The following is a 22,778-nucleotide window of genomic DNA, read 5'->3' on the forward strand; positions in this document are numbered from 1 at the left end:
GCTTCAATTTCCCTGTGGACGATCTCTTCGCACCCAAGCCCGCTCCGGCACCTGCTCCAAAGGCACTCTCCGTGACACAACTGGTGCGACGGATGAAAAACCTGCTGGAGATCGAGTTGGGCGAGCTGTGGGTGGAGGGCGAGGTCTCCAACCTCAAGAAGCAAGCCAGCGGCCACTGGTATTTCTCGCTGAAAGACGATGGTGCGCAGATCCAGTGCGCCATGTTCGGGGCGCGGAAAAAGGCCGGGTCCGAGGCGCTGGATGATGGCGTGAAGGTCCGCGTCTTCGCGGAGCCCAGCGTCTACGAGGCACGCGGCCAGCTTCAGATCATCGTGCAACGCGTGGAGCGCGCGGGCATGGGCGAATTGCAGGCGCGCTTCGAAGCACTAAAGCGGAAGCTCCAGGCGGAGGGTCTCTTCGATCCTGCGCGGAAGCAGCCCCTCCCCTCTTTCCCGAAAGTCGTTGGCATCGTCACCTCCGACACCGGTGCGGCGATCCGCGATATCCTGAACATTCTCGAACGCCGGGCCCCATGGGTGCAGCCGGTCCTCTATCCGGTACGGGTACAGGGAAAAGGAGCGGAGATAGAGATCGCCCGCGCCATCGAGCGGATGGGAAATCCCGAAAAGTACGGCATTCCCCGTAGCGATGTCCTGATCGTGGGCCGGGGCGGAGGATCGATCGAAGACCTGTGGAATTTCAACGAGGAGATCGTGGCCCGTGCCATCGCTGCGTGCCCGATTCCGATCATCTCCGCAGTCGGACATGAAATCGACTTCACCATCGCCGATTTCGTCGCGGACATGCGGGCACCCACACCGAGTGCCGCCGCTGAAATCGCGGTGCCGGATGGCGAGGAACTGCGGAACCGCCTCGCACTCCTGAAGCGCCGCCTTTCCCGGCGCGCGGAGGACCGGCTGGAGCGGCTCGCATATACGCTGGAGAACCTGCGTCGCGGAGTCCTTTCCCGCGGCGGCGAGCGCCTGCTGCGTGAACCTGTGCTGCGGGTCGACTCCGCCCGCAGCCGCCTGAACTCCGCCGCGGAGAGTGCGCTGCGCGATCACGGCCAGGTATTGAAGGAACTCGCCCGCACCTTGGCCGCCCATCATCCGGCGCGGCAGATGCAGCTCCGCTTCGACCATCTCCAGCGCCTGCGTGGCCAGTTGGAACGGGCAAGCCATCGCCGGCTCGACCGTGCAGAGGAGCGGCTCATGCGCCTGCGTTCACTGCTCCGCACCTTGGGACCGGAGTCCGCCTTTGAGCGCGGCTTCTCGATTGCGCTGGATTCCTTCGGACGCATCATCCGTTCAAGGGCTGACGTATCTCCCGGAGACATCGTCCGGACCAAGGTCAAGGATGGCGAGATCCGGAGCGTGGTGGAATGAGGTGAGCCCTCACGACGGTTGGGAAGGACGGAATCCAAGCACATTGGATTGATTTTCCGCTTTTGGTAACGGTTTCCGTCACATTTGCCCCCATAGGGGCCTTTTCCTTGACCCCAACGGCTCGTCCCTTAGCGTCGCCGCGATTTTCCGACGGCCCCATGAACATCCACGAATACCAGGCGAAGGAGCTTTTCGACCGTTTCCAAGTCCCTAGCCCGAAAGGCAAAGTGGCATCCACCCCGGAAGAAGCGGCCGCAGCCGCCAAGGAATTCGAGGGCGCCAAGCTCGTCATCAAGGCCCAAGTGCACGCCGGCGGCCGTGGCAAGGGTCACTTCAAGAACGGCTTCCAAGGGGGCGTCCACCTCATCGAGTCCCCGCAGCAAGCCTCCGAGTTCGCCGGCAAGATGCTCAATGAGACTCTTGTGACCATCCAGACCGGTGAGGCCGGCAAGCTGGTCCGCAAGGTGATGGTGGCCGAGGCCGTGGACATCACTCACGAATACTACCTTGCGATCCTCATGGATCGCGGCACTTCCCGCCCGGTAATTGTCGCCTCCACGGAAGGCGGCATGAGCATCGAGGACGTGGCACATAACACGCCGGAGAAGATCATCCGCCAGTTCGTCCACCCGCTCCTCGGCCTGCAAGGCTACGAGATCCGCAAGCTGGCCGGAGCGCTCGGCATGCATGGCGACATCGCCAAGCAATTCGGCAAGCTGCTTTCCAATCTCTACAAGCTCTTCATCTCGCTCGACTGTTCGATGGTCGAGATCAACCCGCTGGTCACCACTCCGGACGGCCGCGTGCTGGCACTCGATGCCAAGTTCGGCTTCGACGACAATGCGCTCTACCGCCACCCGGAAATCGTGGCCATGCGCGACAAGGAAGAGGAAGACCCGCGCGAGGTCGCCGCTTCCGAGTATGAGCTCAACTACATCGGCTTGGATGGCAACATCGCCTGCCTCGTGAACGGTGCCGGGCTTGCCATGGCCACCATGGACATCATCAAGCACTACGGTGGCGAGCCTGCGAACTTCCTCGACGTGGGCGGCGGTGCTTCCAAGGAGCAGGTCACCGCGGCCTTCAAGATCATCCTGGCCGATCCGAACGTGAAGGGCATCCTGATCAACATCTTCGGCGGCATTATGGACTGTAACGTGATCGCCGAAGGCGTGATCGCCGCGGCCAAGGAAACCGGCCTCCCGATCCCCCTTGTTGTCCGCCTTGAAGGCAACAACGTCGAGCAGGGCAAGGCCACGCTCGACGCCAGCGGCCTGAACATCGTCTCGGCCAGCACTATGGCGGACGGTGCGCAAAAGATCGTGGCAGCCGTCGCCTGATGCGCTTACCGGTATCCCGCTATGAAAGGAATCGGCATTAAAGAAGCAGGCTTCACGGGATATCCGGCCCTCGATATCGAGGAAACGCGCAAATTCTATCGCGAGATCATCGGCCTCAAGGAGGGCATGGTCTTCGATCACGAAGGAAAAGTCGGCTGGGTGGAATTTGAAATCCCCGGCGGACATACCCTCGCCATCGCACAGGCAAATGAGCAGTGGCAGCCAAACCCCGGGGGCGGCGGCCTCTGCTTCGAGATGGAAGATCTCGATGCCGCGGTGGAAAAATTGAAAACCGCCGGAGTGAAGATCTATTTGCCGATCCAGGATTTCCCGATCTGCCGCATGGCGCTGATCTCCGATCCAAGCGGTAATACGGTTGCCCTTCACCAGAAGAAGCCGAACCACCCGGAGTGTGGGGGACACTAATAGATCAAAGGTCATGAAAGTCACCGAGATCGCTTTCTCCTGCTACCCCGTTACCGACATGGCGCGCTCCATCGCCTTCTACGAAGGCGTGCTAGGCCTGACCAAAACCATGGACCACGAGATGGAAGATGGCAGCGGGCACTGGGTCGAGTTCGACATCGGGGCGGGCACGCTAGGCCTCGGCAAAACGCCGGGCTGGGAGCCTAGCCCGAATGGCTGCACCGTCGGACTTGAGGTCGAAGACTTCGAGGCCGCCGTCGCCAAGGTCCAAGCCGCCGGTGTCACGGTGACCATGGGTCCACTTGAAACCCCGGTCTGCCACATGCTCATGATCTCCGATCCTGACGGCAGCCCCCTCATCATCCACAAACGCAAGCCCGGCCACGCCTGAAGGCTCCGTTCCTCTTTCCTACCGACCACTTCCCCACAGTTCCGCCATGGCCATCCTTGTTGACGAAAATACCAAGCTCCTCGTGCAGGGCATCACCGGAAGTTTCGGTGCCCGGCACGCCTCGCTCTCCCTCGACTACGGCACCAAGCTTGTGGCCGGCGTGACGCCGGGCAAGGGCGGCCAGAACTTCGCGGACTTCGTGCCCATCTTCGATACCGTCGCACAAGCGGTGAAGGAAACCGGTGCTACCGCTTCCGCGATCTTCGTGCCCCCGCCATTCGCAGCCGACGCCATCCTTGAAGCAGTGGACGCAGGCGTTGACCTCGTGGTCTGCATCACGGAAGGCATCCCGGTGATGGACATGATGCGCGTGAAGGAAGCGATGAAGGGCGCCAAGTCCCGCCTCATCGGCCCGAACTGCCCCGGCCTCGTGACCCCTGGCTACGGAGAGAAGTCGCACGGCGGCTGCCGCATCGGCATCACCCCGAGCCAGATCTGCAAGCGCGGCAACGTGGGCGTGGTCTCCCGCTCCGGCACCCTTACCTACGAGGCGGTCTTCCAGTTGACCCAGCTCGGCTACGGCCAGAGCACGCTCGTCGGCATCGGCGGCGACCCGATCAATGGCACCAGCCACCTCGACGTGCTGCAAATGTTCAACGAGGACCCGGAAACCGAAGCAATCATCATGATCGGTGAAATCGGCGGCAACGCGGAAGTCGAAGCCGCCCGCTGGGCCAAGGATCACTGCAAGAAGCCGATCGCAGGCTTCATCGCCGGTGCGACCGCGCCTCCAGGACGCCGCATGGGCCACGCCGGTGCGATCGTCGGCGGCGAGGAAGACACCGCGCAGGCCAAGAAGCGCATCCTCGCCGAGTGCGGCATCGCCGTTTCCGAAACGCCAAGCGACATGGCGAAGACACTGCTCGAGCGCTGGGGCAAGTAAGCCACCGCCGTCCTTTTCCAAGGCGCGACCGCATCCGTGGTCGCGCCTTTTTCTTTTTCCGCATTCGGCAGTTTAGTCTCACAGGCGACACAGCCTTACGGGATCGCAAGCATCGAGCGGTCAAGAAAGCTCATCTGACGTTGCAAATCGCGCACCATGAGCCCCATGAATCGGACTGGTGGATAATTGCGAAAAAATGGTGCTGAACGATATGCGGCGAGGGTTGCCAGCCGCGGTTGGTGCCGTTATCGCCCCGCCTTTCGTTCCACATGAAGCGTGTAGAAACCATCGCGGAACCGGACGTCGTGTTGATCGGCGGCGGAATCATGAGTGCCACCCTCGGCGTGCTGCTGCATGAGCTGGACCCCACGCTGAAGATCCAGATCGTCGAGGCACTCGCCGAAGTCGCGAGGGAAAGCTCGAATCCCTGGAACAACGCAGGCACCGGCCACGCCGCCCTCTGCGAGCTGAACTACACGAAGGAACGGCCGGATGGATCCGTGGACATCTCGAAGGCGCTCGAAATCAACGAGGCTTTCGAGCTCTCCAAACAGTTCTGGGCCTACCTCGTGCAGCGCGGCCTTTTGCCTGATCCCGCGGACTTCATCACCGCGGTGCCGCACATGAGCTTCGTCCATGGCAAGGCGGACCAAGCATTCCTGCGCCGCCGCTACGAAACGATGAAGAGCCATCATTTCTTCGCGGAGATGGAATACGCGGAGGATCGCACCACGATCCGGAAATGGGCGCCGCTTCTGCTGGACGGACGTGCCGCTGCAGAACCTCTTGCCGCGACACGTGCGGAGGGAGGCACCGATGTGAACTTCGGGGCGCTTACCCAAAGCCTCGTCGATCACCTCGCCTCGCGGGACGTCGTGAAAATCGCCACCAGCCACCAGGTTCGCGATATCCGCCGCAAGCGCGATGGCCGCTGGGAGCTCACCGTGCGAAACCTGAAGAAGAACATCAATCGCTCCATCACTGCGCCCTTCGTCTTCGTCGGTGCAGGTGGGGCCTCGCTGCCGCTCTTGCAGAAATCGAAGATTCCCGAGGGCAAGGGCTTCGGAGGCTTCCCGGTCAGCGGACAGTTCCTCGTCTGCGACAACCCGGAAATCGTGAAGCGCCACCACGCCAAGGTCTACGGCAAGGCTGCCGTCGGCGCTCCGCCAATGTCGGTGCCGCACCTCGATACCCGCATGATCGACGGGAAGAACACCTTGCTCTTCGGTCCCTTCGCAGGCTTCTCGCCGAAGTTCCTGAAGTCCGGCTCGCTCTTTGACCTGCCGGGTTCGGTGAGGCTCTCGAACCTCGTGCCGATGCTTGCGGTGGGAAAGGACAATCTCGATCTCACCCGCTATCTCATCGAGCAGGTGATGCAGAGTCCCGAGGACCGGCTCGAAGCGCTACGTGAGTTCTTCCCCGCAGCGGAGCTGGCCGACTGGCACCTCCTCACCGCGGGCCAGCGCGTGCAGATCATCAAGCAGGACGCGGACAAGGGCGGTGTCCTTCAGTTCGGCACGGAGATCGTGGCCGCGGCGGATGGCTCCATTGCCGCGCTCTTGGGCGCTTCACCTGGTGCCTCGACCGCCGTGGATGTGATGCTGGACATCATCGGAAAATGCTTCAGCAAGCGCCTCCCGGGATGGAAGGCAAAGCTCCGCGAGATGGTCCCCTCCTATGGAAAGAGCCTGCAGAACGATGTGGATCTTTATCGTTCAGTGCGGGCGAAGGCCGACAAGGTGCTGGGGCTGTAAATCTACTCCCCCAGGATCTCCCGTAGCTTCGCGAAGAGCGTGGAGAAGGTGTCATCCCCGGTCACCGGGACAGCACCGGCCCGAGTTCCTTCCGGAGGTTCAGGCAAGGTAACCCAGCTACGGCATCCGCCGTACTTCGCTTCATAGGGGAAATCCCACGGCTGCGCCAAGGCCTCGACTCGGACCAGCGCCACATGAATGCTGCCGCTGCTCATCCCCTTTCCTTCCCAATCGAAACGCTGGCGGATCGTCTCCTCGGTCCAGATATGGTAGGGCTCGAGGGCGGCAACCTTGTCCCAATCGGTGAGCGTCTTCGCCCACAGAGCTTCGCAGTAGTGCGTGATGCTCACCGTCTCACCGGCAACCCATTCCGGCTTGGCAACTATATTGCCCTCACGGACGAATTGGTCCTGATTGTGGAAACGGGTAGGGAAAAGGAAGAAGGACTCTTGGGCAAAGGAGAATCCCGCACGGCCCTCGTGGATGCCACCTTTCCGCAAAATGATCGATTGCCGGCCGCTCGCGAGAGCATCGCACACCACTTGCCATTCCTTGAAGCCGCTTGCCATGGCTTTGGGGTAACGCCGGGATGCCTCGGCCTCAATGGCAATTTGCCGGAGCGGCCTACAGAGCTCGGTTATTTCAGGAGCTTGTCGAAGAAAGGAAGCGCAGCCTTGTAGATCGCCTCATGGCCTGCCGCAGTCGGGTGCTGCCCATCGGCAGTTTCAAACCTGACCGCCCCGAGATCAACGAGACGCGTCTGCTTGTCCTCCGTGCCCTGAAGGTAGGCATTGACCGCCGCGGAGACCTCGTCGCGCGCACGCCCGGAAACCGGAACCATCACCACAATCCTCGTCTCCGGAGAGCAACGCCCGCGGAGCTTGGTCAAACCAGCGATGACAGTTTCCGCTTTCGGAGCACCGTTCTCACCCAGATTGACAAGAACGACTTGGGGACATGGCTGCAGCTTCTCACCCGTCAGGCGGGACTTGGTGCTCGTGATCTGGTCGACAAGCGCCGCCAGCTCCGGGTTATGCCCGAGTCCGCCGCCCCATGCATAACCTCCGAAGGCTAGGCGCGATTCACGATAGCCGTAGTGCTCCGCAAGCAAATGGCCGTAACTTGCCCGGGCATCATCGGAAGCCGCCCATTCATCGTCAGGCGGCCGCCCTTGACTACCGGAGTAAGCGGCAGCGTCACCCGAAAGGATCGAGTCGCCGACGTTCAGCCACAGTGGCGCCGTAGCTGGCACGGTCAACCGGCACTTCGCCGCAACAGTGAATCCGGTAATGCTTACCGCATTCGGAGGAACCTCGCCGGTGAAGCGATCCTCAAAGGGCGAGAGCCCCTTGATGTAGAGATTGATCACAGGATTCGCAGCGGAGTCGGAAAGCAACAATTCTCGCTCACCCGCTGCCAATTGATGGGTCTGGACCGGCCCCTTGTTCACGGTCCACGCGAGAATGGGGAAGCGCAGCGGTGAGGAATAGCCGAGCTTGCTCGTATCCACGTTGAGGACAACCCGCTTCGTCCCCACAAAGGCAAATTTGAAATCGGCACCGCAAACCGAAGAATGAATCCCCTTGGCGTTGCGAATCCAGTTGAGCGGCGAGATCCCCGCAAGAACCTGAGGATCGCCGGACGGAATGAACTTGGAAGCCGCGGAGACCTCCTGCTTCAGCATCCCGATTTTCTCCAGCCACTTCAGCGAGGCTGCCTGCCAGGCATCCCATGATGGCCCCTTGTAGCCATTCAGCCCATGGCCGCCATCGGGCAGTTCCAGATACTCGTTCTCCACTCGATGAGCCTTGAGCGCGGCCACGAAGAGTTCGCTATTCTTCGGCACGACAACCGCGTCGTCCTTGGCATGGGCCAGGAAGGCCGGCGGGGACTTCGCGGTGACCCGCTTCTCGCTGGAGTATTCTTCGATCAACTCCTTCGAGGGATCAGGGCCCAGCAGATTGTTCCGCGAGCCTCCGTGACCTGGCTCGGTCATCGTGATCACGGGATAGATCAACATCGCGAAATCCGGACGTGAGCTAAAGCGGTCGACCGGGTCCTTGGCCTTCGCATCGCCGGAGTCGAAATGAGTCGCCGCCGTCGAAGCGAGATGACCACCCGCCGAAAAGCCGATGATTCCCAGTCGGGCCGGATCGATCTTCCAATCCTTCGCATGGGACCGCGCGAGGCGGATGGCGCGTTGCGCATCGAGCAGCGGAACCTTGTTCTTTCCCTGCGGCAACCGGTACTCGAGCACGAGCCCGGTGATCCCATGGGAATTCAGCCAGCGGGCAATCCCATGACCTTCCCCGTCCGTCACAAGTCCCCCGTAGCCACCACCGGGACAAATGATCACCGCCACGCCATTCGGCTGCTCCGCCTGATGAACGGTCAGCGTCGTGGTGGCCGGCGTCTCGCCACCTTGGCCATCGGGAGCCTTTTCGCCGGGCCAGACAGGAATGCGCTCGGGATCGCCAAAACATAGACCGCAGAAGGTCAGGAACAGCAACAAGGGTTTCATCATCGCTCTTACGGAAGATCAGAAGGCATTTTCCACACGTCTCACCACCGGCTTCTCCCCGTGGGTCAGAATCACTTCGATCACATCGAAACGCCACGGGATCTCCCGCGTGCCCAACAGGCGCAGCCAGGCATTTGCCCCGCGCTCGATGAGCCTCTCCTTCTCTCGTCCCACGGCATCCAAGGGACGACCAAGACCTCCGGCCCGCCGCGTCTTCACCTCGGTAAAAAGCAGCAGCTTCCCCTCCCGGGCCACGATGTCCACTTCTCCGCCCATCGGGCCCTTGAAGTTGCGGTAGATCACCTTGGCGCCATTCGCGGTCAGCCAGGCACGCGCGATCTTTTCGCCCAATACGCCGATCGCCGCAGAACCGATCCCGGCCCCCTCAGCAGTCACCAAGTTGCAAGGTGAGTTGAGCGACCGGTTGAAACGTGCGGCGATGAATGCGGCAAGGCCCATGGCGTCGAAGCGCTTCGAGATGCTCCGGCGTACCATAGCCCATGTGCCGTTCAAAGCCGTATTCCGGAAACTCCCGGCCCATTTCGGTCATCAGGCGGTCCCGCGACACCTTGGCAATGATGCTGGCCGCCGCGATCGAGAGCGAAATGCCATCTCCCCCCACCACGCCATCATGCGCGAAAGGAAAGTTCGGCACCCGCAAGCCGTCGATCAGGCAGTGATGGACCTTCTTCTTCAGCCCCTGCACCGCACGCGCCATCGCGGCATGAGTCGCACGCAAAATGTTGATCTGCTCGATCTCCTCGGTCTCCGCGTAGGAGAGACACCAGAAAACACGGCGATCTTTGATGATGATCTCGTAGAGCTTCTCCCGTTTCGCGGGCGTCAGCTTCTTCGAATCGTCCAAGCCCTCGCAGCACCAGCCGGAGGGAAGGATCACGGCGGCAACCGCCACCGGTCCGGCGAGAGGTCCCCTACCCGCTTCATCCACGCCGGCGACCCATTTCAGGCCGCGGGCGCGGAGAGCGGATTCCAGGGAGTCGTCAGGCACCCGGGCATCAGAACGCCCGCATGCGATTGGTCAATGACATATGAGAGTGATCCTCGGACGCGAAGATCTGCGTGGCAAATACCGTCCCATCCGAATCGACGACAGCGCCGATGCCGGTGGCATTCCAAGAGCCCTTCATGTTCTTCATGTGGCCGGAGGAATTTTTCCAAGCATTGACCAGAACGGCGGCGGAGTTACCGGCGGAACCGGAACAGGTGCCGATGTTCTCGCCCACGTTACTCATCTTCATCATGCGCTGGGCAGCCATGGCCCGCTCCTCGAAGCCGTAGTGGGTGAGGTTCGACTTGCCGAATTTCCCGCGATTCTGACGCATGAACTCGCAGTGCTGCTGGGCCATGCGGTCAAGACCGGCGTGACGCTTGAGCTCCGAACGGCCATTGGAGGCGCGAAAGGAGTTCACTTGGGAGTAGATGTTTCCCACAAGGGAACCATCCGACTTGGAGACCGAGGCATGCGAGGCCATCGGCACGGTGGTGGTGGATAGCTGCGGGCCACACGACGCAAGCATCGTGGCTCCGGCAGCGACCACCCAGAGGCGGCTGGGTGTGATTTTCATGTAAGGGACAGCACCGGAACCTTCTCAAGGGCAGCTCGAAATATAAAGGAAATTTTATATTCCGCTCCGGTTGCGCACTACCAATCCGTTTATTTTGATAAAAATCAAAACCTTACAGCCTAACGGTTCGCCGTGAATCTACGCAGTCCGGAACTCCTTAAAATAAGGCATTTTGCACTATCAACAGGGAGCGAACAAAGTCCCGCACCGCCCCGATTCAAGCGGCCGCCAAATATGCAAAAGATCTAACAAGTTACCCCGCGTTCTCCGCCATCCGCCCTTTGACCAGCCTCTTCACCAGCGCTGCTGACAAGGGTTTGGCGGGCTGAAAACGGATCGTCCCCTTGCTCGTGTCGTAGCCTCTCAACTCCTCGGTAAAGCCCTCCAGCAATGTCCCGCTCATCACGTAGAAAGCACAGTGCTTCTTCGTCGCGCCGAAGCCCACCAGCATCCCGTTCAACCGGAAAGCCGGGATGCCATAGCTAATACATTCTTCGGCCCCTGGCGCGGCCGCATGGATCGCCTTGCGAAGGGCTTCGAGGGCGGCACGCTGAGCCGGATCGACGGAGGCCAGATAGTCATCGATGCGTCCCCCTTTCATTGCAGCACTATGAAGCACTGCGGAGGCTGCCTGCCAGCGCGAACCACGCCCGCGCCGTGACCACGAAGATAAAGGTGGCGATGGCGTAGGAAATCGCGGTGGCGGTGCAGTCCCAACAGAACTCCGGCGCGATCGATGAAGGGATGCGTCCGAACTGCTTCGCGAGCCACAGCGAATGCCCCACCATGAAGGAGCCGAAGGCGATGATCGCCAGGAAAAACACCGCCACGGCATGGCTGACCGGCCTGAAAGCGGGACTCTTCACCAAGGACTCACCGCTTTTCCAAGCTCCCGCGATGATCGCGTAGGACAGTGCGCATGAAACCACCCACCAGATGATCCCGATCGTCTGGACCGAGTTCAGCTGCGTCACCTTCAGCTCCACCAGTGTCTTGGCGTCTTCTTCCAACATTTCAAACAGGGAGTGGGATCTAACAGGTCATTCCTCTCACAAGGACCCGCTTCTGGCGATAAGAATCGAAGACGCGAAGACGTCATCCGCAGGAAGGCGGATGTCTCAAGCGGCCATTCCCCGGGGCTAGCAAGCCGGGAGGACGTCCTCTTATCCGAGCTTCTCCAGCAACTTCTTGTGGATGCCACCGAAGCCCCCGTTGCTGAGCACGGCCACCACGTCCCCGGGCTTTGCTTCACCCGCAACCGTGGCGACGATCTCGTCCACGGTGTGGATGTAGCGGCCTGTCCCGCCGTGACGACCGATGTCGGCGACCAACTTGTCAGGATCGAGGCGATCATTCTCCGGGAACTTGTGAAGATCCGGGATTTCGGAAACCACGGCTTGGTCAGCGAGTGCCAGAGCCTCCGCCAACTCGTTCTGGAAAACGGCGCGACGTGTGGTGTTCGAGCGTGGTTCGAAAAGGATCCACAGCTTGCTGCCATTGTAGCGCTGACGCAGGCTGCCGACCGCATACTTGATGGCGGTCGGGTGGTGCGCGAAGTCATCGATCACCTTCACTCCGCCAGCCTCCCCGCGGAGTTCCTGGCGACGGGCCACACCGTCGAAGCTTTCCAAGCCACCGCGGATTTCCTCCGGCGTCAGCCCCGCGAAGAGCGCGGCCGCCGTGGCCATCGCCGCATTGCGCACATTGAACTCCCCGGTCATCCGCAGCGAGTAGCGTTCGCCGCCAAGGGTGAAGGAGCTACGATCCGTGTCGTAGCTCACGTCCGTGATCCGGAGCTGGTTGCCCTCGTTCAGGCCAACGGTTTGCACCGGGCATGGCGCCTTTTCGGAAACAGCCAGGCAGTTCACATCGTCCCCGTTGATGATCGCCAGACCGGTCCGCGGCACCACGTTTAGCAGGCGCTTGAAGGTGAGCTTGATCTCGTCCAGACACGAGTAGATGTCCGCGTGGTCGAACTCGATGTTGTTCACCACCGCTACTTCGGGAAGGTAGTGCAGGAACTTCGAGCGCTTGTCGAAGAAGGCCGTGTCGTACTCGTCGCCTTCCAGCACCGTGAAATCGGACTCCGTGAAATTCGCACCACGTCCGAGGTTCTTCGGCAGTCCGCCGATCATCCAGCCGGGATCGCGCCCGGCGGAGAGAAAGAGCCAGGTGAGCATCGAGCTGGTGGTCGTCTTCCCATGGGTTCCGCTCACCACGTAGTTCCGCTTTCCGCGCAGGAAGTGCTCCTTCATCACCTCCGGGAGGGATTGATAGAGCAGCTTGCGGGACAGTGCGGCTTCGGCCTCCTCGTTGCCACGGCTGATCGCATTCCCGATCACGATCACATCCGCCCCTTCCGGCAGGTTTTCCGCGCGGTAACCCTCGGCGATCTCGATCCCCTCACCCCGCAGGAAATCCGACATCGGCGGATACACGTTCGTATCGGACCCGGTGACGGTGTAGCCCTTGCGCTTCATCGCGACGGCCACGGCTCCCATGGCAGTCCCGCAGACGCCGGTGAAATGGAAATGCTTTTTCTCGGACATGAAAAGGGGTTCGGAAAACGAATCGGCAGATTCACCGCGAATAGGCGCGGAAGGCCAAGTTTCTAACGAAACTAAATTTCTTCCCTCCGCCGCCCGGCTGCTTGACCAGTCGGGCGAAAACCCGCTTTCCCGGCGAATCCATCGGCATCAGAAGGTAGGTGCGGCCACGGTGGAACTGTCCCTCTCCTCGGCACGGCGGCGCAGGATCCGGTCCGCGATCTCGCGCACCATCTCCGTGAGCAGCAGCCAGAGGTGCGAGCCTTGGCGGTAGTCGGCGGGAGCGATGTGTTTCACGCGCCCGGCGTGGGCGGAAAGCTGGAAGCACTTGCGGAAGCTGCGGCCGCTTGCGTCCTCCGGATTGTAGACGGCGATGCCGTGCCCGCCGTTCTTGTTCATCACGGTGAAGCAGGGCACGTCCGTCGGACCATCACCCACATACACCATGTTCTCGAAGGGGATCGGCCGCTGGTCAGCCGGCATGTGGTCATTCACATCCTGCGAGTAGTCCAGCATCCCCTTGTTGATGCGGAAGAGGAATTGGGTCTTCGTGGTGTGGGAAATCGCGCGCTTCGGGAAGCTGATGAAGCCCTGTGCGTCCTCGCCGAACTCACACCCGAAGATCGCCTTCACCTTGTTCCGCAGGCGGCTGCCATCGAGCAGCGCCTTCAGGCCGGAGGAAATGATATAAAATTCAATCCGGATACCCGCGGCTTCATGGTCGTGACCAAGGCAAACTTGCGGGAGCTTGTCGAAAATCTCCGGCACGCCGGGGAAGAATCGCAGGCCGGCTCCCAGCGCGGACAGGCGGGCATTGCTGACCCGGTCCATCTGCAGGTAGTCCAGCAGGCACTTCAGGTAGGCCAGCTCGCCATCCCACTGCTGCTCCACCACCAGCGCATTGCACTTCTTCCAGAACTGCGCCGGATCGATCCCGAATTCCGGGAACAACACGTCGTCCTGCATGTAGGTCGGGCTGAGCGTCTGGTCGTAGTCAAAGACCAAGGCAATCGTGTTCTGCGGAGCGGCCATCGGGCAGCGCGAAGCGAACCAGCCCCTCTCCCGCCCCGCAAGTGCAATCGGGACTTGGAAGCTTCCGAAGCCGCGGCTTTGGACTTCCTGTCAAAACGGTCGCAGTTCACCCTATCCGGAGGATGTTCCCACACGCTAGAATCATCTTGGCTCTCGCCGGGATCCTCTTGGTTGCCAGCCCACACCCCGGCATCACCAGGGAACCCGGACCGTTTGAGAAGCTTGCCGTGGCACCAGCCCTTTCGACCTCCCTTCCCGACTATGAGCGCGTGGAAGTCCTGCAACTAGGAGACACCGTGGCGCTACCGCTCGCGAACACATTCCCGATCCGCGGTGACCAACAGGGCTCGGACTCGAGACACGCTCTGATTCTCTCCCGGAAAACGCTAACCGGTCCCGGGGCAACCGAGCTCTGCGGATTATGGCGGAAATTGACCTTTGATCTCCACAGCCAGGCGAAAGAACAAGCACCTGACTTCGCCCTGCGCTTCTATCGTGCCGATACGTTGGAGTTTGAAACCAGCATCAGCTTTCGAAGCAGCAACTTCAGCTATTCGCCTGCGCCGGGAGCCTTCTCCTTCCACGGCTTTCTGAGCGATGGGGACTCCAAGGCCCTTGAAGCTCGTTTGGCTAAGATCGATACGCCCAACCCAAAGGGAGGCGATTGATGAAATCAGGATATCCCCCTCAAGCCACCGCTGGCGCCACTCCCTTGGCTCCAACCAAGTCGTCCAACGCCAGCTCCAGCGTTGGATAACGGAACCGGAAGCCGCTATCCTCCAGCACCCGCGGCGCCACCCGCTGGCTTGAAAGAACCACCGAGGCAAAGTCCGCGAGCATCGCCCGCAGCGCGAAGCCCGGCACCGTCATGATCGCAGGGCGGTCGAGCGCCTTGCCCAGTTTCTTGGAAAAGTCGGCATTTCGTTCCGGCTCGGGAGAGACGCCATTCACCGGACCCACCAACTCACCATGGCTGATGCCATGCAAGATCGAGGCCGCCAGATCCTCGATATGGATCCAGGACATCCACTGCTTCCCGGATCCCAGCTTTCCACCAAGCCCCATCTTGAAAGGCTTCAATAGCGACTTGAAGCCATCCCCGTCCTTGGCCAGCACCATGCCCGTGCGCCACTTCATCACGCGGATGCCTTGCGCCGCCACCGTATCAGCGGCCGTCTCCCAATCCCGGCAAAGATCAGCCAGGTAGCCCGTCCCCGGTGCCGAGCTTTCTTCCAAGATCTCCTCGCCGCGGTCACTATAGATGCCGATCGCCGAAGCGTTCACCAGCACCAGCGGCCGCTCCACGCGGGCGAGCTGGGTCAGGCCCCGGGCGATCCCGATCGTCACCCCGATCCGGCTTTCCCAGAACTCCCGCTTCCGGCGGTTCGTCCACTTCTGGTTGATGGGATCACCTGCCAGATTCACCAGCGCGGAAATTCCGGAAAAATCGGGGAGATCCGACCAATCGCGCCACTCCTCCACCGTATCATCGGGAGTGTGGGGCTTGCGGCTGAAACCACAGACCCGCCAGCCGGCTTCTGCGGCTTGCTTGGATAGTTCGCGACCGACCAGTCCGGACGCCCCAACAATTCCCAGGGTGACGCTTTGCGCGCTCATTCGTTTCAATGATCATCGGTTGGCGTCATCTCGCAACCGCTTTCCGGCTTTGCCCTTTACTTAGCTACGGTGAACCACTCTCATCCCGCCACGATGAGGGCCGCCGTTCTCCCTGCCATACTTTTTTCGACGCTCCGGCTCGCCGCCCAAAATCCTGAAGTCCTTCCCGAGGCCAACCCGGCTCCGGAGGAAGTCCCAGCCCCCATCGCTCCCGTCCCCCTGCCCAAGGGCGTCGAGATCAATCCGGAAAACACCGAGACCCTGATCCCCGACCTGCCGAAGGATGTGAAGATCAAGGACTACGGGAATTCGACCTCCTATGACATCCTCACGAAGGTCGCGGTCTTCGGTGGGCCCTTCGAGGCCATCACGGACAACGGCATGACCCTGCGCTCCGAGAAGGCTCGCTGGAATGGTGCCGAGCGGAAGTTCTACGTCGATGGTTCGGTCAAGATGACCACCAAGGAAGGCATGGAGGTTTTCGCCGATCGCGCGGTGGCGGATGCGAACAACTCTTCCGTGGTCCTGACCGGGGACGTCAGTGTCTATCAGGGAAATATCCTGCAACGCGGCGATTCCTTCACCTACTTCTGGAAGGAGCAGCGCGGCGACATCGCCGGCCTCCGCGCCGGAGCCGACCCGCTGATTCTCGAGGCCGGAAAATTCACCATCGAAAACCGGAACGGCAAACAAGTCTTCGTCGGCCACGACGCCGGTGTAACCACCCATGACGTGGAAGAGCCGGGCTTCTGGCTGCGCGCCAAGGAGACCACGGTTTATCCGGACGACAAGGTGGTCTTCAAAGGCCTGAAGCTCTACGCCGGGGAAACGCCGATCTTCTGGCTGCCCTACTTGGCCCAGCCCTTGGATGCCGATCTGGGCTACCACTTCGTGCCCGGTGCCCGTTCGAACTGGGGCGCTTTCCTGCTAAACAGCTACGGCATCATGCTGGGCGGCAGACCGGACCCGGAGACCGGGGAAAACGAGGACGCCTGGCTGCTCTCCCGCTGGCACTTCGATCTCCGCACCCGCCGCGGCGTGGGCACCGGTGTGGACCTGATGGATCGCAACGAGGACAACCCGAACCTCAAGGGACTCTCGCTCTACTACACGAACGATCTCAATCCCGACGTCAGCCGCACCGGCATCACCCGCGGTTTCGTGAATGAGGACCGCTACCGCCTGGCCTTCCAGGATCGCTTGGAGCTGGATTGGGAGAAGGAGCGCGCCGAGTGGCGCCTCGACAGCAATTTCAATATCCTCAGCGATAACTACTATCTCGAAGACTTCGAGCCGGAGTTGTTCCGCACCGATCCGAATCCGGACAACACGCTGGGGCTCTTCCGCCGCGACGACAACACGCTCTTCAGCCTCTACGGCCGCTTCCGTCCGAACGAATTCTATCGCTCTGACACCCGCTCGCCGGAGATCGCCCTCGATTTCGCGCGGCGCCCCCTCTTTGACTCGCCGATCCTCCATGAGGGGAATACCTCACTCTCCTTCGTGGAAGAGGAGATCGGCAGCGCCTCGCTCTCGGCCATCCGCCCCTTGCTGACCCTGCCGGCGAACGACCCGCGGGTGCCCCTGCTCCTGAGCCAGCTGCCAACCTACGAGCAGCAGCTCATCCAGACCATCCGGTCCCTGCCTCCAGGCAGTCCGGCTTTGCCCGGACTCACCGACCAACTCTTCAGCCCGGGTTACAACCGCTTCCATACCTATCAGGAATTCTCCATGCCGACCCAGATCGGCGGCTTCCTGACACTGACCCCTGAGCTGGGCCTCGGATACAGCCGCTACTGGGAAGTGAACGGCCCATCGGATTCGATCGACCGTGTGCACATGCATGCCGGGCTTGAGGCGTCGATGAAGTTCTCGAAGAACCTCGGTGTCGGCCAGAACCGCTTCATCGGCTTGGATGGCTTGCTCCACGTGATCCAGCCTTATGGCCGCTTCTCCTACATCTCCACGGATGATCTGGACCCGCTCTTCCCGATGGTGGATCGCGAGACCTTCAGCACCCGTCCGCAGCCGCTCTCGGTCCCCAGCTTTACCGCCATCGATAGCCTGCGGGATTGGAACATCATCCGCTTCGGTGTGAGGAACAAGCTGATCACGAAGCGCGACGGCCAGAGCTTCGACTGGCTCTCCATGGACACCTACATGGACGGCTTCATCACCGATCCCGACTACGACCGGACCTTCTCGAATCTCTACAACGATCTGCGCTGGAATCCCCTGCCTTGGTTCGGCATGACCTTGGAAACGCAGTTCCCGGTAATCGACAGCGGCTCCGGTTTCTCGGAAGTAGCCGCTCGCGCCCGCTTCATGCCGAATGAGAATGTCGAATTTTCGATCGGCCACCGCATCCTCGACAACCACCCGGTGCTCGTGGATTCCCACCGCATCGACGTGCGCACCTACATGCGCTTGAGCGACAAGTGGGGTGTCGGTGCCTTCCAACTCTGGGAACTGGATGATGGCACCTTGGAAGTGCAGCAGTATACCCTTCACCACGATTTCAATCACTGGGTCGGCTCCGTGGGTATCACCCAGCGCGACAACCGCCTCCAGGACGAGTTCGGCATTATCTTCAGCTTCACCCTGAAGGATTTCCCATCTGCCTCCGTGCCCTTCAAGCTCGACGCTCCCTGAGCCCAAGCCCTCTCTCTGATGACTCCCGACCAACTGCTCGATTCGCTCAAATTCCGCTACGCCACGAAACAATTCGACGCGACACGGAAGATACCCGAAGCCGAGTGGGAGGCTCTTGAGAAATCGCTGGTGCTGACGCCTTCCTCCTTCGGCTTGCAACCGTGGAAATTCGTCATCGTAAAGGATCCCGAGCTCCGCGGCCGCCTGCGGAAACGCTCTTGGAACCAATCCCAAGTCACGGATGCCTCGCACTTCGTGGTCTTCACCACCCGCACGGACCTGACGGAGGAAGACGTGGACCGCTTTTTCGCTACCTTGGCGGCATCTCAGGGGCGCGATGTCGAATCCTTCGCCGGATATCGCAACGTAGTGGTGTCCTTCGCGTCTGCCATGACCCAGGAAAGCCGCCACGCGTGGAATATCCGTCAGGCTTACATTGCGCTTGGGCAGTTCATGACCGCCGCGGCGATGCTTGGCATCGACACCTGTCCCATGGAGGGTATGGAGCCCGCAGGCTACGACGAGGAGTTGGGCCTGACCGGCAGCGGCTATGCCACCGCGGTTGCCTGCGCCGTGGGCTATCGCTCACCGGAGGACAAGTATGCCGAGGCACCAAAGGCCCGCTTCGCGCATACCGAGGTCATCGAGCACCGCTGACAGTCTCTCCTGTTCACTCCTGAACGGAGGATAAAAATCAGCAATTCCGGCTGATCACGCCAAACCCTTGTCGCGAGAAGCGCCTCAAGCGTTTCAATCAATTTGGCTTGTCCGGCGCGGGGCCGAACATAAAAGGTGATCGGAGCAATCCAACCTCCCCGCCCAATGAGTGATTCCGTCCTCAGCCCTGAAGAAGTCGGCCGTTTGTGGTTTGAGCGCATGTGGGACCGCCGCGAGATCCACCTCATCCGCGAACTCCTCCATGAGAACGCCGTCGGGCACTTGGAAGGGGGAGAAAGGGTGGTCGGACATGATGCTTTCGAGAGCTTCCAGGAGGAGTTTGTCGAAGCCATTCCGGACATCCGGCTCAAGATAAACAAGCTCTTGGCCGGTGACACTGACGTCTGCATTCACTGGAATGCCACCGGCACCCATAGCGGCGCGGGCTTCGGCTGCAACGCGACCGGCTGCGAGTTGTGCTTCCAAGGCGTGACCTGGCTGCGCGTGGAAAATGGCAAGATCACCGAAGGCTGGGACTTCTGGAACATGGACCGCCTGATGAGGAAGATGTCCGGCGATGCTGTCGGTGTCTGAACTCGTGCCACTGCCGATCTTGGAAATATCGGCACCCTCGCTACGGTAGAGCTGTAGCCATGGATCACATCGAGGGATACCGGAGCTTGAAGGGTTTGCCCGCCTTGGCGGGAATCGCGGATTTCCCTAGCGCTGCAGGACCGGGACTTTCAGTCGATGCTGCGGTCCTGCGGCTGAAGCGCCTTCACTATGCCAGTCAGCGCCTGTGGCAAACCTGTCTGGCCCGGCTAACCTCGGAGCCGCTCTATGAGTTGAAAATGGGCTTCAGCTACCACGCCTATCTCGCGGCGGAACACATCACCTTGTTGCGCGAGCGGGTGGCGGAAATGCGTCATCCTCCCTTGGGCCTCGACAAGATTCCGGATCCTGCGCTCGAGAGCTTCTTCGATGAAATCCTCGCCGCTCCGACTTCACGCCTGCTGCTAGGCGGCCTCTATCAAGTCGCCCTCCCGGCATTGTTCTCCGCAGTCGAAGCCATGCAGCGGGACTGCAATCCTCTCGCGGAGGCTCCCACCTTGCGGGTGCTAAGGACCCTCCACACCGATCTTCTGGAAATGATCGCGTGGGGAAAGGAGAGCTTGGCGGTCTTGCCAGCGGAGCCGGAGGAAATGCCCTGGCTTCACGAGCTTGCAGCCTGGTTGGATGCAGCTGGCAGCCTCGATGGTACTGGCGCGCCAAGCTCCGCTCCCCACCCACGCTACGCAGCGAACGGCTTTCGCTATGATCGCACGCCGCAGCGGGACGAGCGCTTCCCCGATCCCTATAACATGGGAGTCCATGCGGAAGAGTTCCTCTACGATCCCGCCTTCCCCGTTCGGGACAAGGTCCTGATGATGCTCTTCAAGCGCCTGCGCGAGATCGACGTGCCGGAAATGATGGCGAGCCTCCTCTACGAAATGGTGACCGCCACGGGCGATGAGGAAGCCGGTGGCAAGAAGTGGGCTTTCTACCGGGACATGACCCGCCAACTGTGGGACGAAGCACGGCACGCCATGATGGGCGAGGTCGGCTTCGCCCGGCTGGGCATCGATTGGCCGAACTTCGTGTGCGTGAACTTCACCTGGTCGAAGGGGCTTAACGAACAGCTGACTCCGCGCGAGCGGCATGCCGTGCTCTGGTTCATCGAACAAGGCCTGATGTCAAAGACCGGCAAACGCTTCGAATGGGAGCTCGGTCGTGACTCCGGAGATGCCTACGCCGAGTTGATCCAGGATTACGATTGGGCCGATGAGGTTCTGCATGCACGCATCGGCAGGGACTGGTATGTCGCGGGCTTTCCCGATGTGAAGACCGCCGCGGAATACGGGAGCGCCTGCTGGGACAAGGTGGTCGCCGATTGGGAGCAGTGGCGGAACGACGGCCTGACCCGGCACTTCAACTGGTGGCCCGGCCTCTATCGCGAGGCCTGCCGTCTCCGGGGAGAAGAGCCCGATCCGGAAATCGAGCGCTATTCCGTCAGCTACGCGGAGACGCGCGCGGATCTCCGGAGGATCGCGGCCTCGGGTTGAAATCGCCACTCCCGGCTCGCGCTTGCTTCCCCTGCCACCCGAATGGGGGGCAGCGCCTAACATTCACAAGCGGATGAAACCGTGCAGACTTGCCGGACGATCGTCTACCCGATTGAAATCGGGATTGAATGATTCGCTCGATCCTGGTCTTGGGCGGCGGCAGTGCCGGCCTGCTGGCAGCTCTCACCTTGAAGCGCAAGATCCCGGCTCTGAGTGTGGAGGTCATCTACAGCAGCCGGATCGGGGTGATCGGCGTGGGTGAAGGAACGGTGCCCTACGTCCCGTCCCATCTGCACCACTACCTCGGCCTGGACGAATACGAGGTCTTCAACGCGATCCAGCCGGTGATCAAGCTGGGGGTCCGCTTCACCTGGGGGAAACGGTCTTACTTCGACTACACCTTCACCGGCCAGCAGCACTCATGGCGCTGGCCGGACCTCCCGCGGAACAACGGTTTCTATGGCTTCGAGGATCCCACCGCCATGGATCTCTCCTCGGCGCTGATGGATCACGCGAAGGCCCTGCCCCGCCGCAGCGATGGCGTCCCGGACCTGCCCCCTCCAGGTAGCAACTTCGCTTGGCACATCGAGAACAAGCTCTTCGTCGCGTGGCTGGAGAAGGCCTGCAAACGAGAGGGCGTGAAATTCACCGATGCCGACTTGAGCGGCGCGGAAACCAGCGACGGAGGAATCTCCCGGATCATCCTCTCCGACGGCTCCGAGCGCAGGGCGGACTTCTATATCGATGCCAGCGGCTTCGTCTCCGAACTGGTAGGCAAGTCATTGGCCGAGCCCTTCGAAGACTACTGGTCTTCCCTCTTCTGCGATCGCGCGGTAGCAGGCGGCTGGGATCGCGGCGACGAACCCATTCTCCCCTACACGCTTTCCGATCCCATGGACTCCGGCTGGTGCTGGCGCATCGACCACCCGGATCGCATCCATCGCGGCTATGTCTTCTCAAGCAGCCATGCCAGCGATGACCAAGCGCTGGAAGACTATCAGAAGATCGCGCCGAAGGCGGCAAACCCTCGGGTAGTGCGCTTCCGTTCCGGACGATACCGGAGAAGTTGGATCGGAAACGTGGCTGCGGTCGGCAATGCCGCCGGATTTGTCGAACCGCTGGAAGCCACCGCGCTCATGGTAATCTGCCTGCAATGCCGCTGGCTCACCGACGGCCTGATCGATTCCCAGCTCAGTCCCAATCCCAGCCTGGCCGGACTCTACAATACCCTCAATGGATCCATCTGGTCACAGATCCGCGATTTCCTCGCGCTGCACTACAAGTTCAACGACAAGCAAGATACGCCCTTCTGGCTCCGCTGCCGTTCGGAAATCCCCTTGAATGATGTAGAAGGATTGGTCGGCTTCTATCAGGAGAACGGACCTTCGGCGATCAATGCGGGACATCTGCCCGCGGGCAATCCCTTCGGCATCGAGGGCTACCTCGCCATCCTCGCCGGTCTGAAAGTGCCCCACGCGCGGCTCTATCAGCCACTTCCTCCCGAGCTCCAGCGTTGGAATGCCTATCGCGAGCGACACCGCCAGATCGCTGCCGCTGGTGTCGGAATGAATGAAACCCTCCGTGAACTTTCCAAGCCCGAGGCATGGAAAAAGATCCGCAGAAAATAGAACAGATTCCCACTGATCCCGAACCGACCAAGCTGTAAGACAGGCAGATTGCTTGTTATACAGCTTTGAGGAATAGCACGTCCTTTTTTATATCCTATTTCCTTAAAAACTGCGATCGAAGACCGCTTTAGCCTTGTCAAAGGCTGCCTTCAACTCGCATAGGTTAAGCCTGTCGGAATCGTTTTCCAAATCCCAAGA

General features: G+C 61.0%; 22 protein-coding genes. 12 read left to right on the plus strand and 10 right to left on the minus strand.

Features of this window, described 5'->3' with window-relative positions:
* Positions 1 to 14 precede the first annotated feature (14 nt).
* The 6 genes from xseA (at position 15) to HHL09_RS03185 (ending at position 6,239) form a co-directional block, all read left to right on the plus strand.
* On the plus strand, positions 15 to 1,385 hold the full coding sequence (gene xseA, locus HHL09_RS03160) for an exodeoxyribonuclease VII large subunit (protein ID WP_169453036.1): 1,371 nt from the start codon (positions 15 to 17) through the stop codon (positions 1,383 to 1,385).
* A 158-nt stretch (positions 1,386 to 1,543) separates the two neighbouring features.
* Positions 1,544 to 2,725, plus strand: a complete 1,182-nt coding sequence (gene sucC / locus HHL09_RS03165) for an ADP-forming succinate--CoA ligase subunit beta (protein WP_169453037.1) — start codon at positions 1,544 to 1,546, stop codon at positions 2,723 to 2,725.
* A 21-nt stretch (positions 2,726 to 2,746) separates the two neighbouring features.
* Positions 2,747 to 3,151, plus strand: a complete 405-nt coding sequence (locus HHL09_RS03170) for a VOC family protein (protein ID WP_169453038.1) — start codon at positions 2,747 to 2,749, stop codon at positions 3,149 to 3,151.
* Between the two features lie 13 nt (positions 3,152 to 3,164).
* The gene (locus HHL09_RS03175) at positions 3,165 to 3,542 is read left to right on the plus strand and encodes a VOC family protein (protein WP_169453039.1); all 378 of its coding nucleotides are present in this window, start codon (positions 3,165 to 3,167) and stop codon (positions 3,540 to 3,542) included.
* Positions 3,543 to 3,588: 46 nt separating this feature from the next.
* Positions 3,589 to 4,485, plus strand: coding sequence for a succinate--CoA ligase subunit alpha (sucD, locus tag HHL09_RS03180; protein ID WP_169453040.1), 897 nt, complete (start codon positions 3,589 to 3,591; stop codon positions 4,483 to 4,485).
* A 269-nt stretch (positions 4,486 to 4,754) separates the two neighbouring features.
* Positions 4,755 to 6,239, plus strand: coding sequence for a malate:quinone oxidoreductase (locus tag HHL09_RS03185; protein WP_169453041.1), 1,485 nt, complete (start codon positions 4,755 to 4,757; stop codon positions 6,237 to 6,239).
* A 2-nt stretch (positions 6,240 to 6,241) separates the two neighbouring features.
* On the opposite strand, the gene HHL09_RS03190 is transcribed toward HHL09_RS03185, so the two are convergent.
* The 9 genes from HHL09_RS03190 to HHL09_RS03230 all read right to left on the minus strand — a co-directional run bounded on the left by HHL09_RS03190 (position 6,242) and on the right by HHL09_RS03230 (position 13,924).
* Entirely contained in the window at positions 6,242 to 6,808 is a 567-nt protein-coding gene (locus HHL09_RS03190; protein ID WP_169453042.1) for a DUF1802 family protein, read from the minus strand.
* Between the two features lie 68 nt (positions 6,809 to 6,876).
* Entirely contained in the window at positions 6,877 to 8,763 is a 1,887-nt protein-coding gene (locus HHL09_RS03195; protein ID WP_169453043.1) for an alpha/beta hydrolase fold domain-containing protein, read from the minus strand.
* A gap of 15 nt (positions 8,764 to 8,778) precedes the next feature.
* Positions 8,779 to 9,156 carry a YraN family protein gene (locus HHL09_RS03200; protein ID WP_169453044.1) on the minus strand — a complete coding sequence of 126 codons (378 nt, stop codon included), beginning with the start codon at positions 9,154 to 9,156 and terminating at the stop codon, positions 8,779 to 8,781.
* Complete coding sequence (locus HHL09_RS03205) at positions 9,146 to 9,769, minus strand: ribonuclease HII (protein WP_169453045.1); 624 nt, start codon at positions 9,767 to 9,769, stop codon at positions 9,146 to 9,148. The genes HHL09_RS03200 and HHL09_RS03205 overlap by 11 nt, the downstream gene beginning before the upstream one ends.
* A gap of 7 nt (positions 9,770 to 9,776) precedes the next feature.
* A complete protein-coding gene (locus tag HHL09_RS03210) occupies positions 9,777 to 10,346 on the minus strand; it encodes a CAP domain-containing protein (RefSeq protein WP_169453046.1) in 570 nt (189 codons plus the stop codon).
* A gap of 253 nt (positions 10,347 to 10,599) precedes the next feature.
* Positions 10,600 to 10,947, minus strand: a complete 348-nt coding sequence (locus HHL09_RS03215; RefSeq protein WP_169453047.1) for an iron chaperone — start codon at positions 10,945 to 10,947, stop codon at positions 10,600 to 10,602.
* A gap of 7 nt (positions 10,948 to 10,954) precedes the next feature.
* Positions 10,955 to 11,359 carry a hypothetical protein gene (locus HHL09_RS03220; protein WP_169453048.1) on the minus strand — a complete coding sequence of 135 codons (405 nt, stop codon included), beginning with the start codon at positions 11,357 to 11,359 and terminating at the stop codon, positions 10,955 to 10,957.
* A gap of 150 nt (positions 11,360 to 11,509) precedes the next feature.
* Complete coding sequence (mpl, locus tag HHL09_RS03225) at positions 11,510 to 12,895, minus strand: UDP-N-acetylmuramate:L-alanyl-gamma-D-glutamyl-meso-diaminopimelate ligase (protein ID WP_169453049.1); 1,386 nt, start codon at positions 12,893 to 12,895, stop codon at positions 11,510 to 11,512.
* Positions 12,896 to 13,042: 147 nt separating this feature from the next.
* A complete protein-coding gene (locus HHL09_RS03230; protein WP_169453050.1) occupies positions 13,043 to 13,924 on the minus strand; it encodes an HAD family hydrolase in 882 nt (293 codons plus the stop codon).
* 227 nt (positions 13,925 to 14,151) lie between these two features.
* Here HHL09_RS03230 and HHL09_RS03235 point away from each other — a divergent pair, with 227 nt between their 5' ends.
* Positions 14,152 to 14,592, plus strand: coding sequence for a hypothetical protein (locus HHL09_RS03235; RefSeq protein WP_169453051.1), 441 nt, complete (start codon positions 14,152 to 14,154; stop codon positions 14,590 to 14,592).
* Positions 14,593 to 14,611: 19 nt separating this feature from the next.
* Here the strand turns inward: HHL09_RS03235 and HHL09_RS03240 are convergent, their stop codons facing one another.
* Positions 14,612 to 15,541, minus strand: a complete 930-nt coding sequence (locus HHL09_RS03240; RefSeq protein ID WP_169453052.1) for a TIGR01777 family oxidoreductase — start codon at positions 15,539 to 15,541, stop codon at positions 14,612 to 14,614.
* Between the two features lie 93 nt (positions 15,542 to 15,634).
* Here HHL09_RS03240 and lptD point away from each other — a divergent pair, with 93 nt between their 5' ends.
* From lptD to HHL09_RS03265, 5 genes are all read left to right on the plus strand, one after another.
* Positions 15,635 to 18,193, plus strand: coding sequence for an LPS assembly protein LptD (lptD, locus tag HHL09_RS03245; RefSeq protein WP_169453053.1), 2,559 nt, complete (start codon positions 15,635 to 15,637; stop codon positions 18,191 to 18,193).
* A gap of 18 nt (positions 18,194 to 18,211) precedes the next feature.
* Positions 18,212 to 18,850, plus strand: coding sequence for an NAD(P)H-dependent oxidoreductase (locus HHL09_RS03250; RefSeq protein WP_169453054.1), 639 nt, complete (start codon positions 18,212 to 18,214; stop codon positions 18,848 to 18,850).
* A gap of 165 nt (positions 18,851 to 19,015) precedes the next feature.
* The gene (locus HHL09_RS03255; protein ID WP_169453055.1) at positions 19,016 to 19,444 is read left to right on the plus strand and encodes an ester cyclase; all 429 of its coding nucleotides are present in this window, start codon (positions 19,016 to 19,018) and stop codon (positions 19,442 to 19,444) included.
* A gap of 59 nt (positions 19,445 to 19,503) precedes the next feature.
* Positions 19,504 to 20,952 (plus strand): hypothetical protein, encoded by a 1,449-nt coding sequence (locus HHL09_RS03260; protein WP_169453056.1) that lies wholly within the window; start codon positions 19,504 to 19,506, stop codon positions 20,950 to 20,952.
* Positions 20,953 to 21,080: 128 nt separating this feature from the next.
* A complete protein-coding gene (locus HHL09_RS03265; RefSeq protein ID WP_169453057.1) occupies positions 21,081 to 22,580 on the plus strand; it encodes a tryptophan 7-halogenase in 1,500 nt (499 codons plus the stop codon).
* Positions 22,581 to 22,778: the final 198 nt, after the last annotated feature.

Source organism: Luteolibacter luteus (genome assembly GCF_012913485.1).
GTDB classification, from domain to species: Bacteria; Verrucomicrobiota; Verrucomicrobiia; order Verrucomicrobiales; family Akkermansiaceae; genus Haloferula; species Haloferula lutea.